Below are 15,660 nucleotides of genomic sequence, written 5' to 3'. Positions count from 1 at the left end.
TGCGACCGCCCTTGAACACGCCCGTCGGCAGGCTCCTTCAGTCGCGGGACGACGAACTCAGGGGACTGGCGGCAGCAGTTCTGCCGAAGTCCAGGCAACACCGGCACACCCCCTACGTGGGGACTCGGAATCTTGGGTCCCGGTCGGCCTGAAGAGCAAACCAACCGCAGATGGAGGTCAAGATGGAAAAAAACCGACTGCACCATTGGATAGTAGTCCTGCACTGCGCGTACATGGAATACACGTACACGCCTTGGGATGGACGGAACTACTACCGGCGCACCGTCGCTTACGACCACGTCGTCTGGTGTTGACGGACACCAGCGAATTCCTGAACGACTCGCATCGAACCTGAATCTTCAACGGAGAAAACCATGCAACTCGCAACCAAGTTTGGCAACAACGCCCCGATCCTCCGCTCGAACACGCCGCTCACTGATGACCAGATCCGTGAGGTTGCGCCGTCGATCTTCGCGGCTGACAAGCACGACTCCCGATCCGACCGCTACACCTACATCCCCACGATCGAGATCCTCACGAAGCTGCGAGACGAAGGGTTCCAGCCCTTCATGGTCTGCCAAACCCGCGTGCGCGTCGACGCGAAGCGCGAGCACACGAAGCACATGCTTCGCCTGCGCCACGCGTCGCAGGTCGCGTCACCGGAAACCCCCGAAATCATTCTGTTGAACTCCCACGACGGTAGCTGCAGCTATCAGATGTTGGCCGGCTACTTCCGCTTCGTCTGCCAGAACGGGCTCGTCTTCGGCGACACGACCCACGACATTCGTGTGCCGCACAAGGGGGACGTTGTGGAGCACGTCGTCAACGGCGCGGACGAGGTACTCGACGGATTCGACCTGATCCGCGAATGCAAGGACGAGATGGCGGCCGTGCAGCTCGACGAAGGCGAACAGCAGGCCTTCGCCCGCTCCGTGCTGGCTCTCCGGTACGACGTGGCTGAAGCACCTGCGCCGATCACCGAGGACCAGCTGCTCCGCGCGCGTCGTGCCGAAGACACGCGCCCCGACCTCTGGACTACGTTCCAGCGTGTGCAGGAAAACGTGATCAAGGGTGGGCTGCGTGGTCGCTCGGCAGCGGGACGCCGGACGTCGACGCGCAGCGTGACCGGTATCGATCAGGATCTCCGCCTTAACCGCGCCATGTGGGTGCTCGCGGAAGAGATGCGCAAGCTGAAGGGTTAATCCACCCCGCGCCGGCGGCCGCCGCCGGCGCCCTCCTCTCCTGTCGTCAATTTTCATCGAGGTTCATCATGTTCCACAACATCGCTGACCATCGCTTGAACATCGCCGAACCGCTTCAGGCACGTACTCGTCCGGATGCCGCGACCACGCCTGCGGTACTCGCCGGCGTGCTGACGCTCGTCGGTACCGCGCAGCTGCTGCAACAGATCCTGCGTGAAGCGTTCCCCGTCACCGCGTTTGCTATCTCGGTCACGGAAAGCGCGCGAAGCACGCAGCTGTCAATTCGCTGGACCGACGGCCCGCGCGACCTGCAGGTCGCCCGAATCGTGATGCCGCTGCAGGCCACGCGCCTGGTCGACGGCGGCAAAGTCGAGCGCGTCGAGCACTTCATGTTGACACCCACCGGCCGGCAGGTCGTCAGCCTCGCGGCCGACCGCATCGCCCGATATCGCGAGTTCAGCGACGGCGCGATCGAGCGGGCGCTCGCGCGCCTCGCCGCGCGCTACGCGGACTATCTGGCGCCGGACATCTCCGCGGTTATGACGGTGGCCGGCTACCGGGCGGGCCTTCTGCAGGCGCTCGAGATTCCGGGCGTGCACCGCGTGGGCGCGCATCGATCGGGGTCGACCGTGCAGACCGACGTCGACGCGATGCTCGCCGAGTCGACCGACGCGCGTGGGTTTCCGCGCTCGGCGACAGCAGCGCGCCTCTTCGTTCGCCGCGACGTCCACTGACTGGCGCTGCCCGCCGGCCCTCGCCGGCCGGGCAGCCCGCCCACGACCAGAACACGGAAATGGACCAGCTATTCCTGAAGATGCCCCACCTGCATCGCACGCTCGACCGGGCGCACGCCGACCTCATTGCAACGGCCGAGGCGATCGCCGCGGCGCACGGCCTGCACCCGTGCGGCCCGGTCGGTTGGGACAACGGCTTGCGCGACGCCGCGCGCGTGTCGCTGACCGCGTACCGGCCGAGGCATGAACGCGGAAACCGATACGCCGTGATGCGATTTTTCGACGGCCGCTACGCGAGCGTCGAATGCGTGACGCCCGAGCAGGCGGCGCAGGCGTTGTCCGTCAGCACGCGCGCGGAATTCGAGGCGATCGTCTCGCCTCGAACTGCCCACTTCGCTGACGACGCCGGCGTCGCGCAAAGCGAAGATGGCGATGCAGCGCATGCCACCTTCCTGTCCGTGGACATCGACGCGCAAAGTAGTCCGCGCGAGGGCGGCCGGCGCGCCGACGGCGTGCAGCTGCCGTTGTTCTGAGCCAATCGCGCGGGTCGACTCGCGATCGCGCCGGGCGATCGATGACGGTCCCCTCCGGGGACGATCCAGGATCGCCCCGCGCTCATGTCCACGACGCCACACCGTCCGCGCGCCCCGTGCCCGCGCATAGGCCACGCCCGCTGCTAGGCCGCTGCCCGTCGACCTTTGAACCCGGAGCCCACGTTCGCCCGCCGTAGCCTGACGGACGGACCATTGCGCCGTGCGCGACGAGCGTCGCACGGCGCCCCGCTCCTGCAAGAGGCTTTCGCGGCATATCCTCGCGCGCGTGGCGCGCTGCGGTATTCCACGGTCCCCTTGCCCGCCACTCTCCGGCGGGCGCTCGCCAGCTCCGGGTAGCACGGTTTGCGAGCCGCATCGCTCCGGCTGCCCCTATCTCAACTCTGAGGAGCTGACCGTGAGCTTTTTATTCAACGGCGACTGCCTGGTCGCCATGCCCCGACTCGCGTCCGAATCCGTCGACTGCATCGTCACGGACCCGCCCTATCTCGTGAATTTCCGCGACCGATCCGGCCGCTCGATCGCGAACGACGTGCACGACGACTGGCTCGCGCCGGCGTTCGCCGAGATGTTCCGCGTGCTCAAGCGTGATGCCGTGTGCATCAGCTTCTACGGCTGGAACAAGGTCGACCTGTTTTTCCACGCCTGGAAGGCGGCCGGTTTTCGCGTGGGCGGGCATTTCGTGTTCACCAAGAGCTACGCATCGAAGGCCGGCCTGGTGAAGTACCAGCACGAATCGGCCTACCTGCTGGCCAAGGGCCGGCCGCCGGCGCCGGCGCAGCCGATTCCAGACGTCATGCCGTTCCAGTACAGCGGCAACCGCCATCACCCGACCGAGAAGCCCGTGCCCTGCCTCAAGACGCTGATTGCGTCGTTCACGAAGCCCGGCGACACCGTGCTCGATCCGTTCGCGGGCTCCGGCTCGACCTGCGTTGCCGCGCGCGAGCTCGGCCGCCGCTACATCGGCATCGAACTCGACGCGACCTACTTTGCGGCCGCCAAGGCGCGCCTGACGGCGCCGGCCCAGGCCGCGGCCTGACATCCGCACTCACTCATCGCAGAGGACACGACCATGGGACTGACCATCACCGCCTATTGCGGCCTGGATGAAATCGACGAACCGCGCTTCGATAGCAACGGCGACCCGCTCGACACGTTCGCCGTGCGCTTCTACGGCGCGCCGCGGTTTCCCGACCACGCCGACGGCATCGATACCGGGCTGATCTATCGCTACACGAACTCGTACGAGTTCTACGCCGGCAGCTACGCGATCTTCCACATCTGGCGCGAGCAGCTCGCGAAGCTCGCCGGCTACCCGGCGATCACGTTGCCTGGTCGCCGCGGCGTGTGGCACGAGAACGGCGCGATCGACGCCGGCGCCGGCCCGTTCTACGAACTGATTCACTTCTCGGCCACGATGGGCACGATCGGCCCGCGGCTCTCCCGCAAGCTTGCTGACGACTTCAGCCGCTTCATGCATGCGGTCGACGCCGCGGAGGACGGCACCTTCGCGCTGCTGTACCGCAATTGGTTTCAGGCGTTCATGCTCGCGCGTCTGAGCGGCGCCGTGCAATTCCACTGACACACGCAGATCGGCCGGCCGCTCGCCGCGGCCGGCGCCGCCAATACGGAGAACACGATGCAGCTCTTCTACATCAAGCATTTGCTGTGTGCGATCGCCGACAACCATTTCGGCAGCCGCATGACCGGTACGGATGACGACGACAAGCTGACAGTGACGGTCGGCGAACTCCTCCACGCGCTACGCGCTGCATTCGAGCTCGGCCAGGATGTGCGGAGGGGCACATGAACCGGCGGGAACTCGATGCTTTGCTCACGGCGATCGCGCGTAAGCACCTGCAGCTCGACACCCTCCAGACCCGCTACAGCGACCGCCTGGATTTTCACGATTGCGCGGTCTGGGTCATTCGCGACGCGCTCCAAGCGGCATTCGACGCCGGCGTCGCACGGACGCAGTTTGGTGAACCCGTCGAACTGACGTGCGGCCGCCGGCGTCAGGCACCCACCGGGGCTGTAATCGCCGGGGGCCTGTCGTCGCGCGCCGCGGCCGACAGGCCGATGCGTTCCACCTCGTTGCACTTCCGGCGGCCGGTCTCGCGACGCTGGAACGCCGATCGCCGGTCGCGTTCCACAAATCGTTCCAGCTGCCGCGCGCGAGCCCGGACCCGCCGGCGGCCGCCCGCATCGAGCGGACGGCCACCGCCTGCGCCACGGACGCCGGCACCGGCCGGCGCGGCTGTCGCCCAGTCATTCGTCCAGCCGGGCCGCGGCACCGGGCGCGCCCGGCTGCGCCCGGCACGCCCGCCGCTCGCTTCGCGGCCCGGTTTCCGCGGCCGTTCGCTCCCGGGGCTTGGCCGCCGCCCCGGCGGCCTGCCCCGGCGCTGGCCGCCCCTCCAGCCGCGCAGCCGTGCTGCGCGGAGTGGGCGCTCGGGCCTGTCACGGCCCGGCGCCGGCGTGACCCGGGCATCGGCACCAGCCCCTGCGTCCCATCCCGCCGCTGTCGGCGCAACGCGTCGGTCTGCCGTTCGGACCGCCTCTCTTCGACGCATAGCGCTTGCCCGGCGCAGCGCAAGGATTCGCGAAGCCCCGCGCGGCACCCGTTCGGTGCTCGCCGTTCCGGCTGCGCTCCGCGTGCGGCCTTGCGCGGGTCCTTGCACTGCGGCGGCCGGCGCGCACCCCCTGCGTCGAGGCGGCTCCGAATGGCAGTTCCTTCCACCCCCGACAGCACAGGAGGCTCTATGAACGCAGTGACCACCGATGTCCCGGCTCTCGCCCACGACGCGGGCGTTCCCCCCGCACCCCCCGAGGCTCACCAAACGGCAGGCGAATTCCGCCTGATTCCATTGAAGCGTCTGGTCGATTCGCCGTACAACATCCGCCGCACCGAGCCGACCGGTATCGAGGCGCTCGCCAACAATATCTGGCATACCGGCGGGCTGCTGCAGAATCTCGTCGTGCATGCGATGAAGGTCGGTCCGAAGAAGGCGCAGACCTTCGGCGTCGTCGCTGGCAAGCGCCGCCGACGTGCGTTGAACCTGCTGGTCGAGCAAGGCCACATCGCGCCGGACTACGAGGTTCAATGCCGCATCGTCCCCGTCAAGGGTGCCGTGCTGATGAGCGTGGCCGAGAACGACATGCGCGAGCCGGAACACCCGGCCGACGCATGCGATGCGTATCGGGTGCTGATCGAGGACGGCCGTAGCATTGTCGAAATCGCCGATATCTACGGGGTAAGCGAGGCAACTGTCCAACGCCGCCTCAAGCTCGCGCGCGTGTCGCCCAAGTTGGTCGACCTGTTCCGCGAAGGCGAGATCAAGCTCGAACAGATGCAGGCGCTCGCGCTCTCCGACAGCCACACCGAGCAGGAGGCCGCGTGGTTCGAATCGGAGCCGTATAACCGCGATCCGCAGTCGATCCGGCGTCGGTTCATCCGCGACGAGCAGACGTTTACCAGCAACCGCATCGCCAAATTCGTTGGCGTCGAGGCGTTCGAAGCGGCGGGCGGAACGGTGCGCCGCGACCTGTTCTCGGACATGGATGCCGCATGGTATCGCGATCACGCGCTGATGGTGCGGCTCGCGACCGAGCGGCTGGACGCCATCGCGGCGCAGGCTCAGGCCGAGGGGTGGCAGTGGGCCAAGGCGCAGCCCGAATGCGACGTCTTTGCGCGCGCGCAGTATCAGCGTGTGTCGCCGCGTCGGCTCGAACCGACTGGCGACGCCGCGCAGGAGCTTGCCGCGATCGACAAGCGGATCGCGGAAATTGCCGCCCTGCAGGAGTCGGACGACACCGACGACGAGATGTGGGAGCGCCTCGCCGATGAGGAACAGACGTTGAGCGCGCGGCAGGCCGAAATCGAGGACGGGCTGTACGCATTCGATCCGTCCGACATGGCGCGCGCCGGGGTGATCGTCACGCTCGGCCACGATGGCGAACCGGACGTTCTGCGGGGGTTCGTCATCCGCGAACCGGCCGCGCCGGAGACGCCGACCGACGGTGAGCGTTCAACCGGTTCCGGCGTCGCCGCTCCCGTCATCGTGCCTAACGTGAAACCGGTGAAAGGGCCGCACTCCGAAAAACTCACCCTCCGGCTGAATGCGCGGCGCACGGCGGCGGTCGCCGCCGCGCTCGCGAACAATCCGCACGTCGCGCTCGCCGCGCTCATCCACAGCCAGATGGCGGGCGAATACTCCCATCGCGGCGAAGTCAGCGCGCTCGACGTCAGTTTCCACGATCAATCCACCGACCTCGCCAAGCATGCGCCGGAACTGAACAGCGACCTTGCCTATACCGCGTTCGTGGCACAGCGGCAGACATGGGGAGCGGTGATCCCGGGCGACAGCGACGCGCTGCTGTCGTGGCTGATCGAGCAGACCGACGAGCAGCTGCTGCAGATGCTCGCGCAGTACGTCGCGTCCACAGTTGATGGCGTGGCGAAGGACGAGACACCGCACGCGATCAACGCGTTGATCCCGGCGCTCGGCCTGACGCTCGCCGATACGTGGCAACCGACGAAGGCCGGGTACTTCGATCACGTTTCTAAGCAGCGGATCGTGGAGATCGTCAGCGCGGTCGTGTCGCCCGCCGAGGGGATGAGGCTCGCGAAGCTCACGAAGGCGGATGCGGCGACCGAGGCTGAACGCCTGATGGCGGGGCGCGGCTGGCTGCCGGAGCATTTCGCGAACCCGGCGTCCTTGAGCGTCGAACTGTGGGATCGGCGGCAGGAAGCTGACGCCTGTGATGTTGAGGAAGACCGTGACCGCGACAGCGAGGCCGATGGTGCAACTGATCGTGAAGCCGACGCTGACGACGATCGGCCGTATTAGATTTTGCAAGGGCCGACTCCGTATCTGAGTCGGCGGAAACGCTCCGCTCGCCAGTTTGTGGGAGCGGGGCTTTGTTCGTGCCGATAGCTCATGTGGGTCGCTTCCGTTCGCCTTGGCGCATACCTGCGCATCCTCTCCCGTAAAAGCTCACCGATGTCGTCGCGCGCGGTTTTCGGCGTCGTGCTCGAGCGCCAACTCGTCCTGGTGGTCATCCTCTGTCGGCTGCCTTGGGCGTCCCCTCCGCTGCGCTTCGGGCCGGGCTGTCGCGCTGCGCGTCGAGCCTCGCTGCGCGAGTCTCGCCCCTTCGGGCTTCCATCCCTGACGCCTGCGCGCCGTGCCGGCGCTGCGCGCTCCGCTTGCCCGGCCTGGCGGCCGCATTCGGCGCCCGGCTTGCGCCGGGCGGAGGGACGCGGCGCCGCGAGCGGCCCCGCGTCGTGTGGCCGGATCGGCCGGGGACAGCCGTGTTTGCGCTCCATCCTTTCGCGCCGGGTTAAGCGCGTGGACCTGCCTTTCGGAGCCGCCTCCTTTCGACGCATAGCGGAGCGTGCCGGGCGCGCAAGGGACTTTCGCGGCATATCCTCGCCCGCCAACTGCGCGGGCTGCGGTATTCCACGGTTCCCTTGCACCCCCGTCCCGCCCCGCTAAAAGCGCGTCGAGGCGGCTCCGAAAGGCAGATCCACAACCCGACACGAAAGGACGGAACCATGAGCGCAAACACCCCCGACCCATCCAGCCACACCCACAACGCGGGCGTTCCCCCCGCACCCCCCGAGGCCCACCAAAAGGCAGGGGTTCCAGTTCGGCAAAGCCTGCTGCGCCGGATCGCCGCTTACTGGCTCGCCTGCAATGCCGACGCGGATATCCGCGTGATGCACCGCTGGCGTCGCGAGGACGACGACGTGCGCGCCGTCCGCCTCGAAACCGTGATCGCGGGCCAAGCCAAGCGCGTGACCCTTTACCGCCATGCCCCCGGCGCATGGTCCCCGATGCCCCTCTAAGGAGAACCGACATGTATAGCGCTTCTCACGCACTGGACGCTCGTGCTTCTTGGGCGTTGTATCGCTGCGCCGTGACTGCAGGCGACCGACGCACCGCTGATGCACACCTGATCGACGCATTCATTTCCGCCGTGCTGAGCGGGCATCGAGCGCGCACTGAGCACCGCGATATTTCCCCGTTGCTGTCGGACGTGTCCGAGCTGGTCAATTTTTGGCGATCCGGCTGGAGCGGCGATTCCGAATGCTACGCGAGACCTAATCGGCAAGACCATGGACGGAGCGCGTTGCTTAGCGAATCGCACGCACGGGATGCCCTCGATTGCTGGTTGCTCCATAACGCAGCCCTCGCCAGCGCCAAGTTCCGGATTGCCGCTGAATACCTCGATAGCGCCAGAGCTTGCGCCTTTTCGAGCGGAATGGAGGCGTATCGCGAAGGTAGTGACCTGTCGCCGCTGCTGTCCGACATTTCGGACCTCCCCGCCTGCTGGGATACCGGTTGGTCCGCCCAAGAAGGCGTTGACGTGCTAAGCGCATCGCTAGCGAACTAAACGCGGCATGAACGCCGATCTATCAGTAAGCGAGGAGAAATCATCATGAGAGGGCTTGAAATTCGTGCCGCGTTTGCGCTTGCCACGGTAGCGCAGATCATCGATCCGGACACCGACGAAATGCTGATGGTCGTCATTGATGCCGAGTGCCAGGGACATATCGATTACTTGAACGGAGAAGCGCTGCCGACGATGTTCGCAGACGAACCGGTCCTGCGCCGAGCGTGGAAGCGCGGACATCGCGACGGTGAGTATTCGGCAGAACTCGAAGCGTGCCCGCACTGCAACGCTGGCACCGGCAATCCGTGCCCTGTTCATGGCTAAGAGACATTCCCATTCACCAAATGACCGGTACGCAATCCACGGTCTGGCCACAACCCGGAGAACCGCCATGTTCAGCACTACGACGGCACCCACCTCCTACCTGCTGCTGATGCTGCGCCCCGTCGCGGTCGACCGACCAGCAGCGAACGACTCCTGTCCGCTCCCGAGCTTTTCGGACGCGCTTGAGATTCGTGTCGCATGGGCTCTCTACACGTCTGCGCAAATCGGAGGGGCTTGCAACGCAGACGGCCTTTTCGACGAGGCGACGTCGGGTGCGTACGACATGGGCTTCGATGCGTACCCGAACGTACCGATGCCGGAGTTTTTTGCGGCCGAACCGCGTCTCGCCGCGAGCTGGCAGGACGGATTTGCTGCAGCACGGTTCGTACATCAGATGCCCGACGACATTCTCTAAACGAGCCTCGTCGCCGGTCCCAGTGACCGGCGAAATCTCCTCTTCACCGATTGGAGCACGTCATGAATCCCACCCAGATCGCAGGCAAGCTGGTCCACAGCGACCACCCGAACAAGTGGCAAGTGATTGGCGGCACCCTGTCCGCGAGCGAAATGCTGGCAGCAGTCGAATACGTATGGCAGCACCACGGCAGCGCCCTGATTTTCGCGGGCGCGTACTTCTATGTCGAGCCGCTGATGAAGATCAAGCGCACGATTGACGACCTGATCGCGAAGGCTCGCGAACTGTCCGCCGACCAGCATGGAATGGACGTCTGCAACCGCCTCGGCTTTTCGCTGGGCAGGCTGCAGGCGGGGCTTTGGTTCACGGGAGACGCCATCGACCTTTGGGCGCTGTTCGATCTCGCCCCGACGCTGAAGTGGGACGACGGCATCCAGCATGTCGTTGCCGGCTATGCCAGCAGCGTCCACGCTCGCGCGCACACCGTGCAGGACAACGCGCGACTGGTCGAGCGTGAGGCGCTCGTCGCGCGGCTGGAATCGTACATGCGTGCGACTCGTGCGTATCTCCGGGTTGCCGACGCCGGTCATATCTCGCGTCGTACGTTGATCCTTGCGGCATGCAGCGCATGGGGCGAGGTGCGCAGCGCGCTGGCGGCAGCGAACGGCGAGGTGTCGGCGCGTGTCGAACAGTGCGCCGAGGATGCTTGCACGCTCGCCAACCGGGTCGGCGCGATGCCGGGAATCCCGCGCGACATGCCGGAACAATTCGAAGGTCAGCCGGTCCTGATTCAGGCGTGGAGCGATGGTGGTGCCGGATTGCCGCCTGACACCATCACCCGCGGCATGCTGCAGCACGAATTCGACAGGATCCGCGCCGACCTGACACTGCAGAGCGCCTGACCGATATCGCGATTTCGACCGCGCGCGCCAGTCACGGCGCGCGCTCTGGAGAGCATCATGATTGCCGTCACCGCAATGGTTCGCATCGAGCAAATCGAGGCCGCGATCAACGTCTGGCGCGAACGCCGCCCCACACCGGAGGCGCCGACCGCGTGCCCCACGCTATGCGCCGAGGCGCGCGCACTGGCGGATGTCTACGCGCTGATGATCTATCGCAAAGACGCGGCGATCGACGCCAGCACCCTGACGACTGCCCAGGCCGCTGCGCTGCAGGGCGCGCATGTGCAACTCACCTGAGGACACCACCATGCCGGCATATACGTATCACGAAGCGTGCGACTGGATCGTGACCCGCGCGGAGGCCGAGGCCGAAATCGCGAAGCACGACGCCGAAGGCGGATTCGCCGCGTTTCTCGCGGAAGTCGGCGACCGCGAAGAATACGAGGGCAAAGAGGTGCTCGACTGGCTCGGCTATTAGAGCCGATACGGAGGATCCTGTGTTCTACCCCACAAACTCGGGTGTGAAGCTGTATGTTGAAATGGCGGACGTACCGCCCGCCGACATCGAGCAGCCACTGTTCGTGCGTGACCTGTGCGGCCGGACGCTTGCGGTATTTCCGTCAACCGGAGCGTGGACGCTGGACAGCCTCATCGCGCGACTGGATGAGCCGCGCGTGAGCGAATGCGTCTCGGCCGCCGGGGGCGCCGACGCATATCTCGGGGCGTTCTGGATCGGTGGCACCGAAGTCTGACGACGGCCGGACTCACGCAGCCGAACGTCCCCTTCGGCCGCCCTACGATCGTAGGCGGCATGCGGGCGCTTGCGGATCGCTGTGGCGTCGCGGGCGGCCGGGTGCTCGCGGCTACGCCGCAATCACCCGACCGCCCGCGACCGATACGTTGTCCAGTTTGCGCGGCGCGCAAACGAAGCGGGACAGTCTTGCTCAGCGCAAAACCCGCGCTTCGCCAGACTGCCCCAAAATCAAGCCGCCGGCGCGCCTGCCGGTTCGCCTTGCGTCTGCGGCTTGCTCACCTCTGGCCTCTGCGGCTTCACACCCAACGCAAGCTTGATCGCGTCGATCTTCTCTTTCCATCGCGCGGCGGGGATCTCGTCCAGCCCTTCCGACCGTAGCAGCTCGAGCACCGCCTTCTGATTCCGCTCACGATCCTTGCGGATCTGTTCGCGTTGCTCGTCCTGCAATCGCTTCAGCCTCGCGGCCGCCTTCGCAATCTCCTCATCCAGCGATCGCGGCTTGCGCGCCGGTTTTTCCGATAGCTCACTCATCTCAGGTCACTCCGTTTCGTGGTATCGGCCCTCGCCGCGCATTTTACCGCTCGCGGGCCGCACGCGAACACTGTCCAGTTGCCCGCTGGCGGGCAACACCAATCGAGCGCGGCAACCGTCCGCCGCACTCGATACCCCGCGCGATCCACATACCCACCGCGCCCCGCGCTCACCCCGCCGTTGCCCACACTCCCGTGTGGACAACGGCGCGCGGCGCCCGGCCACGTGATCAGTGCGGATCACGGCCGTCCGGTCGGCACCGTGGATATGTGGATCGCGCGAATTTCAGCCAGTTCGGCCGCGCCATCGCGCGTCCGAATTTCCATGCTGGCCCGCCATCCGTCTTGCGGGCCCGCGCGAACATCACTCCAGTTTGCGGAATGCACGCATTCCGCAAATGTTCGATCCTCCGCCCGACACCGTCGTCGAGCGGATACGCCGATCGTCCACGGTCGCCCGAATTTATCCCGATGCCGCATTGACCACAAATCCACCGCGCCCCGCGCTCACCCCGGAGTTGCCCACCCTCATGCGTGGACAACTCCGCGCGGCGAACGGCTCCGTGATCCCGCTCGATCACGGCCGTTCGTCCGGCGCCGTGGATGTATGGACAATGCTCATCGGTCCACCTGAGCCGCACCTGCTGCTCACCTTTCACCAATTTCCACCGCCGCGCCGAATCTGCAATTTCCGTGCTGCTTCCGCTCGCTGCCTTCCTGCGCAGGTTGCACTGATCTGCTCCACTTCGTTCCGAGGCCGGACGCTGAAAATCCACCCACCTCGCTACGATCCGGCTCCTCGCAGTTCCCCCATGTGCGTCGCTCCCTTGAGCGGGAGGCGGCGCATTTCCCGGGTGAAATCTGCGCAACCGCCGGAAATCCCTGAAGTGATGAACAATACGAGCTCTACAGGGAGCGGGGGAATCCCCGCCCCCTTCCAAGCTCGTCACACACCATGCAACGTTGTTGCGGTGTGTCGCGCCTTGCGGCGCGACGGTTCGGCGTGTCAGACACTAACGCAACTACGCGCCGACAGGATGGGATCGCAGCGACGCCACACTCGCACGTAGCCGGCTATTGCGAGTCAGACAAAATCGCAGAAAAACCACATGATTCGGATGCCGAATGAATTGGGTGAATCGACGGAAGCCATGGCAATATTGCGCTGCGCCGTCAGACAGGCGCGCGATATTTGTCTGACACCCAGTGGCGAAAAGGCTACTCATTCGCAAGCCCGCTATGGCTCTCTCGCGTGTGACAAAGCGATACTCAGTTCGAGCGGAGAATTCGAAATCACCCGGAAAAGTATGTCGGCATTGGTATGCGATGTCAGACACCGGAATGCCCCGTGTATGACAAATCACGGCCATCACTTTGAATTCAAAGGTTTTCTTGCGACTCGCCAAGGGCCGTGGTAACGTCGCATCACAAAATGCTGTCGTGAGGGCTGTAATCGAGCGATGTTCCGCGCGTGAGTCGAGGTTTTTGCCCGACTTTTCGTGCAAGCGCTCTTTTCATTCCGGGTACATCCCATGCCTTCACGAAGAAAAGCATCTGGCGTCGAAACCGGTCGCGTCAGTTTCCGGGACGCTCCCGAAACCGTCCGGTTTTACAAGAAGCAAGCGCAGGCCCGGGGCATCTCATTTTCCGAATATGCACGACGGCTCGCGGAGCGCGGCGCCTTCACCGAATCGATCGAGTCGCTCATCAGGTCAGTTGACGCGTGCACCGCTCGCGCGCAAAGCGTCGTCGATGCCGCCAACGCGCTTGCCAAACCCATCGCGGCTGGCCCCGCCGGCGTGTTGTCTCAAGATCTGGTTCGCGCGATCTTTCACTGCCAGTTTCTGCTCGACGAGATCGTCACGCGCAACGATATGTCCGCAACGATTCGGGCCAAGGATGCAGCGGAACGGTTGGCGGCCGACCTGCTCAGGGGCACGCGATGAAGCCCGAGAGCAAGGCACGAGTCGGCCACCATTTCAGCACCGGGTCCGAAATATGGATGCACCGCCTCGCCCTCATTTTGGTGGCGGTGCGCAATATCATTCTGGCCAGCCTCGCGGCCGGCCTCGCCGTCGGTGCGCTCTATTTGTGGTTGTTTGCACCGCACGGATTTTGGCCGGATCTCGCGGACAACGTCCTCGCGCGTATCCGTAGCACGTTGTACATGACCGCGGCGACCATGAATTACAACCGCGACGGAGTTGTGCTCCAGTTGCCGGTCGACCAGGTCGTCGCATTGACGGATCCGGTCTGGGGGCGCGCTGGGCCCATCGTGCGGAAATTCCTGATCCTCGCGTGCACAGTTGCGATCATCGTCGCGATGCTGATCGGCACCTACTGGTATGAGTTCGGTCGCGCCGCGATGAAGGACACGCAGATGCGGGGCGCGACGCTCGCAACCGGGCCGGAGCTCAAACGGTTGCTCGAGAAAGCCGACGACGCAAGTCCCTACCAACTCGCCGGCGTGCCGATGCGGAAAAAATCGGAGACGCTCCATACCATCATCACCGGCGCGCAGGGTACCGGCAAGTCGCAGCAGTTTTTCGCGCTGATGAAGCAGGTCCGCGCGCGCGGCAAGCGGATGATCGTCTATGACCCGTCGGGCGAGTTCACCGCTGCATTCTATCGACCGGGCGTCGATATCATCATGAATCCGTTCGACGACCGCGCGCCGAACTGGAATATCTGGCAGGAGATCGAGGAAGAGTATCACTTCGACAATATGGCCTCCGGCCTGATTCCCAATCCGACCGAAGCGGACCCATTCTGGGCAATGGCCGGACGCGAGGTGTTTCGTGATGTTGTCCAGGTGCTCCAGCGGGAGAACCGGATGACGAACAAGAATCTGTATTCTTCGGTCGCGCTCAACAACCTCGACGGCATCTACCAGCTGCTGCGAAACACAGCGGGCGCATCGTATGTCGATCCGATTACCGAGCGGACCGGCATGTCGTTGAAGATGACCGTCCAGAACCAGCTGTCATCGTTCCGATACCTTCGCGACGACGGTCCGCATTTCTCGATTCGTCGCTGGATCCAGCAGGAAAGCGACTCGTGGATGTTCATCTCGACGCGCGAGGAAATGCGCGAGGCGATCAAGCCGATCCTTTCGCTTTGGGTCGACATCGCGATCAAGGCGGTGCTTGGGCTCGATCCAATTCATCAGGAACGCCTCTGGTTTTCGCTGGATGAGCTGCCAACCCTCCAGAAGCTCGACATCCTCAAGCAGGCCCTGACCGGCACACGGAAATATGGTATGTGCATGGTACTCGGCGTCCAGGACTTCTCTCAGATCTACGAGATTTACGGCATTCACCTGGCGACCACGATCATCTCCGGCTGCCAAACCAAGCTGTTGCTGCGCGTCACCGATGGCGAAGCCGCGAAGAAGCTCGCGGAGCTGATTGGCGAAGGCGAAATCGAGGAAAAGGACGAATCCGTCAGTTTCGGGCTCAACTCCCAGCGTGACGGCGTGAGCATCGCCAAGCGCCGGCAATTGCGCGACCTCGTGCTGTCGTCGGAGATCCGTCGCCTGCCTGACATGACCGGCTACCTCGTCGTGCCGGGCAATTATCCGACAGCGCGCGTTTCCTACGAGTACGTTCCGTCTCCCAAGGTCGCGCCCGCCTTCGTCAAGCGGCGCCCGTTCGGCGAGCTTTTCGCCGGTGGCGACGCATCGCCTCCGGACGGGCCAACGCCACCGGCGCCGTTATCTGGCGGTCCGGTAGCTGATGAGGATTGGACGACAAAGCCGGAGATTCTCGCCGTGCCTTTCGAATACATCGTCCCGGGCACCGGCGAAGTTGTTTCAACGGGGCGCAGTGCATGGAATTTCACCCGAATCTGAAATCG

General features: G+C 64.9%; 20 protein-coding genes. 19 read left to right on the top strand and 1 reads right to left on the bottom strand.

The genetic code is table 11. The features are described 5' to 3' along the window. Positions 1 to 182: 182 nt before the first annotated feature. The 17 genes from KY49_RS38955 to KY49_RS38120 all read left to right on the top strand — a co-directional run bounded on the left by KY49_RS38955 (position 183) and on the right by KY49_RS38120 (position 11,273). Positions 183 to 314 (top strand): hypothetical protein, encoded by a 132-nt coding sequence (locus KY49_RS38955; RefSeq protein ID WP_269433288.1) that lies wholly within the window; start codon positions 183 to 185, stop codon positions 312 to 314. A gap of 60 nt (positions 315 to 374) precedes the next feature. Then, positions 375 to 1,202 carry a DUF932 domain-containing protein gene (locus KY49_RS13160; protein ID WP_042585094.1) on the top strand — a complete coding sequence of 276 codons (828 nt, stop codon included), beginning with the start codon at positions 375 to 377 and terminating at the stop codon, positions 1,200 to 1,202. 68 nt (positions 1,203 to 1,270) lie between these two features. After that, positions 1,271 to 1,936, top strand: coding sequence for an LPD29 domain-containing protein (locus KY49_RS13155; RefSeq protein WP_042585093.1), 666 nt, complete (start codon positions 1,271 to 1,273; stop codon positions 1,934 to 1,936). A 59-nt stretch (positions 1,937 to 1,995) separates the two neighbouring features. Beyond that, positions 1,996 to 2,469, top strand: coding sequence for a hypothetical protein (locus tag KY49_RS13150; RefSeq protein WP_042585092.1), 474 nt, complete (start codon positions 1,996 to 1,998; stop codon positions 2,467 to 2,469). 415 nt (positions 2,470 to 2,884) lie between these two features. Beyond that, a complete protein-coding gene (locus KY49_RS13145; protein WP_042585091.1) occupies positions 2,885 to 3,526 on the top strand; it encodes a DNA methyltransferase in 642 nt (213 codons plus the stop codon). Between the two features lie 33 nt (positions 3,527 to 3,559). Next, positions 3,560 to 4,069: a hypothetical protein gene (locus KY49_RS13140; protein WP_042585090.1), complete on the top strand. Its 510-nt coding sequence runs from the start codon at positions 3,560 to 3,562 to the stop codon at positions 4,067 to 4,069. A gap of 57 nt (positions 4,070 to 4,126) precedes the next feature. Next, entirely contained in the window at positions 4,127 to 4,297 is a 171-nt protein-coding gene (locus KY49_RS37160) for a DUF6900 domain-containing protein (protein WP_143135103.1), read from the top strand. Further along, complete coding sequence (locus KY49_RS39240; RefSeq protein ID WP_442854617.1) at positions 4,294 to 5,250, top strand: DUF6900 domain-containing protein; 957 nt, start codon at positions 4,294 to 4,296, stop codon at positions 5,248 to 5,250. Before KY49_RS37160 ends, KY49_RS39240 begins: the two co-directional genes overlap by 4 nt. After that, on the top strand, positions 5,247 to 7,334 hold the full coding sequence (locus KY49_RS13135) for a ParB/RepB/Spo0J family partition protein (protein WP_042585089.1): 2,088 nt from the start codon (positions 5,247 to 5,249) through the stop codon (positions 7,332 to 7,334). Before KY49_RS39240 ends, KY49_RS13135 begins: the two co-directional genes overlap by 4 nt. 704 nt (positions 7,335 to 8,038) lie before the next feature. Continuing rightward, positions 8,039 to 8,332, top strand: coding sequence for a hypothetical protein (locus tag KY49_RS38505; protein ID WP_231636392.1), 294 nt, complete (start codon positions 8,039 to 8,041; stop codon positions 8,330 to 8,332). An 11-nt stretch (positions 8,333 to 8,343) separates the two neighbouring features. Then, a complete protein-coding gene (locus tag KY49_RS37155; RefSeq protein ID WP_156162495.1) occupies positions 8,344 to 8,880 on the top strand; it encodes a hypothetical protein in 537 nt (178 codons plus the stop codon). Positions 8,881 to 8,925: 45 nt separating this feature from the next. Continuing rightward, the gene (locus tag KY49_RS13120) at positions 8,926 to 9,204 is read left to right on the top strand and encodes a hypothetical protein (protein WP_042585086.1); all 279 of its coding nucleotides are present in this window, start codon (positions 8,926 to 8,928) and stop codon (positions 9,202 to 9,204) included. 67 nt (positions 9,205 to 9,271) lie between these two features. Beyond that, complete coding sequence (locus tag KY49_RS13115) at positions 9,272 to 9,619, top strand: hypothetical protein (RefSeq protein ID WP_042585085.1); 348 nt, start codon at positions 9,272 to 9,274, stop codon at positions 9,617 to 9,619. Between the two features lie 62 nt (positions 9,620 to 9,681). Beyond that, positions 9,682 to 10,521, top strand: coding sequence for a hypothetical protein (locus tag KY49_RS13110; RefSeq protein WP_042585084.1), 840 nt, complete (start codon positions 9,682 to 9,684; stop codon positions 10,519 to 10,521). A gap of 57 nt (positions 10,522 to 10,578) precedes the next feature. Then, entirely contained in the window at positions 10,579 to 10,818 is a 240-nt protein-coding gene (locus tag KY49_RS13105; protein ID WP_042585083.1) for a DUF3717 domain-containing protein, read from the top strand. A gap of 10 nt (positions 10,819 to 10,828) precedes the next feature. Then, a complete protein-coding gene (locus KY49_RS38125; RefSeq protein WP_175550680.1) occupies positions 10,829 to 10,999 on the top strand; it encodes a hypothetical protein in 171 nt (56 codons plus the stop codon). Between the two features lie 19 nt (positions 11,000 to 11,018). Next, the gene (locus KY49_RS38120) at positions 11,019 to 11,273 is read left to right on the top strand and encodes a hypothetical protein (RefSeq protein WP_197083567.1); all 255 of its coding nucleotides are present in this window, start codon (positions 11,019 to 11,021) and stop codon (positions 11,271 to 11,273) included. Between the two features lie 230 nt (positions 11,274 to 11,503). Here the strand turns inward: KY49_RS38120 and KY49_RS13095 are convergent, their stop codons facing one another. Further along, on the bottom strand, positions 11,504 to 11,806 hold the full coding sequence (locus tag KY49_RS13095) for a hypothetical protein (RefSeq protein ID WP_042585081.1): 303 nt from the start codon (positions 11,804 to 11,806) through the stop codon (positions 11,504 to 11,506). Positions 11,807 to 13,304: 1,498 nt separating this feature from the next. Here KY49_RS13095 and KY49_RS13090 point away from each other — a divergent pair. Together KY49_RS13090 and KY49_RS13085 are read left to right on the top strand one after the other, a co-directional pair. Continuing rightward, positions 13,305 to 13,751 (top strand): hypothetical protein, encoded by a 447-nt coding sequence (locus KY49_RS13090; RefSeq protein ID WP_082062347.1) that lies wholly within the window; start codon positions 13,305 to 13,307, stop codon positions 13,749 to 13,751. Continuing rightward, a complete protein-coding gene (locus KY49_RS13085; protein WP_042585079.1) occupies positions 13,748 to 15,655 on the top strand; it encodes a type IV secretion system DNA-binding domain-containing protein in 1,908 nt (635 codons plus the stop codon). The genes KY49_RS13090 and KY49_RS13085 overlap by 4 nt, the downstream gene beginning before the upstream one ends. Positions 15,656 to 15,660 lie beyond the last annotated feature (5 nt).

Source organism: Burkholderia sp. MSHR3999, assembly GCF_000833595.1.
GTDB classification, from domain to species: Bacteria; Pseudomonadota; Gammaproteobacteria; order Burkholderiales; family Burkholderiaceae; genus Burkholderia; species Burkholderia ubonensis.
Note: the sequence above shows the minus strand (reverse complement) of the source record. Positions and strands in the feature narration are given on the sequence as shown.

Excerpts from the sequence above, each read along its gene's own strand:
- KY49_RS38955 (WP_269433288.1), top strand. The coding sequence starts at position 183 with ATGGAAAAAAACCGACTGCACCATTGGATAGTAGTCCTGCACTGCGCG.
- KY49_RS13160 (WP_042585094.1), top strand. The coding sequence starts at position 375 with ATGCAACTCGCAACCAAGTTTGGCAACAACGCCCCGATCCTCCGCTCG.
- KY49_RS13155 (WP_042585093.1), top strand. The coding sequence starts at position 1,271 with ATGTTCCACAACATCGCTGACCATCGCTTGAACATCGCCGAACCGCTT.
- KY49_RS13150 (WP_042585092.1), top strand. The coding sequence starts at position 1,996 with ATGGACCAGCTATTCCTGAAGATGCCCCACCTGCATCGCACGCTCGAC.
- KY49_RS13140 (WP_042585090.1), top strand. The coding sequence starts at position 3,560 with ATGGGACTGACCATCACCGCCTATTGCGGCCTGGATGAAATCGACGAA.
- KY49_RS37160 (WP_143135103.1), top strand. The coding sequence starts at position 4,127 with ATGCAGCTCTTCTACATCAAGCATTTGCTGTGTGCGATCGCCGACAAC.
- KY49_RS39240 (WP_442854617.1), top strand. The coding sequence starts at position 4,294 with ATGAACCGGCGGGAACTCGATGCTTTGCTCACGGCGATCGCGCGTAAG.
- KY49_RS13135 (WP_042585089.1), top strand. The coding sequence starts at position 5,247 with ATGAACGCAGTGACCACCGATGTCCCGGCTCTCGCCCACGACGCGGGC.
- KY49_RS38505 (WP_231636392.1), top strand. The coding sequence starts at position 8,039 with ATGAGCGCAAACACCCCCGACCCATCCAGCCACACCCACAACGCGGGC.
- KY49_RS37155 (WP_156162495.1), top strand. The coding sequence starts at position 8,344 with ATGTATAGCGCTTCTCACGCACTGGACGCTCGTGCTTCTTGGGCGTTG.
- KY49_RS13120 (WP_042585086.1), top strand. The coding sequence starts at position 8,926 with ATGAGAGGGCTTGAAATTCGTGCCGCGTTTGCGCTTGCCACGGTAGCG.
- KY49_RS13115 (WP_042585085.1), top strand. The coding sequence starts at position 9,272 with ATGTTCAGCACTACGACGGCACCCACCTCCTACCTGCTGCTGATGCTG.
- KY49_RS13110 (WP_042585084.1), top strand. The coding sequence starts at position 9,682 with ATGAATCCCACCCAGATCGCAGGCAAGCTGGTCCACAGCGACCACCCG.
- KY49_RS13105 (WP_042585083.1), top strand. The coding sequence starts at position 10,579 with ATGATTGCCGTCACCGCAATGGTTCGCATCGAGCAAATCGAGGCCGCG.
- KY49_RS38125 (WP_175550680.1), top strand. The coding sequence starts at position 10,829 with ATGCCGGCATATACGTATCACGAAGCGTGCGACTGGATCGTGACCCGC.
- KY49_RS13095 (WP_042585081.1), bottom strand. The coding sequence starts at position 11,806 with ATGAGTGAGCTATCGGAAAAACCGGCGCGCAAGCCGCGATCGCTGGAT.
- KY49_RS13085 (WP_042585079.1), top strand. The coding sequence starts at position 13,748 with ATGAAGCCCGAGAGCAAGGCACGAGTCGGCCACCATTTCAGCACCGGG.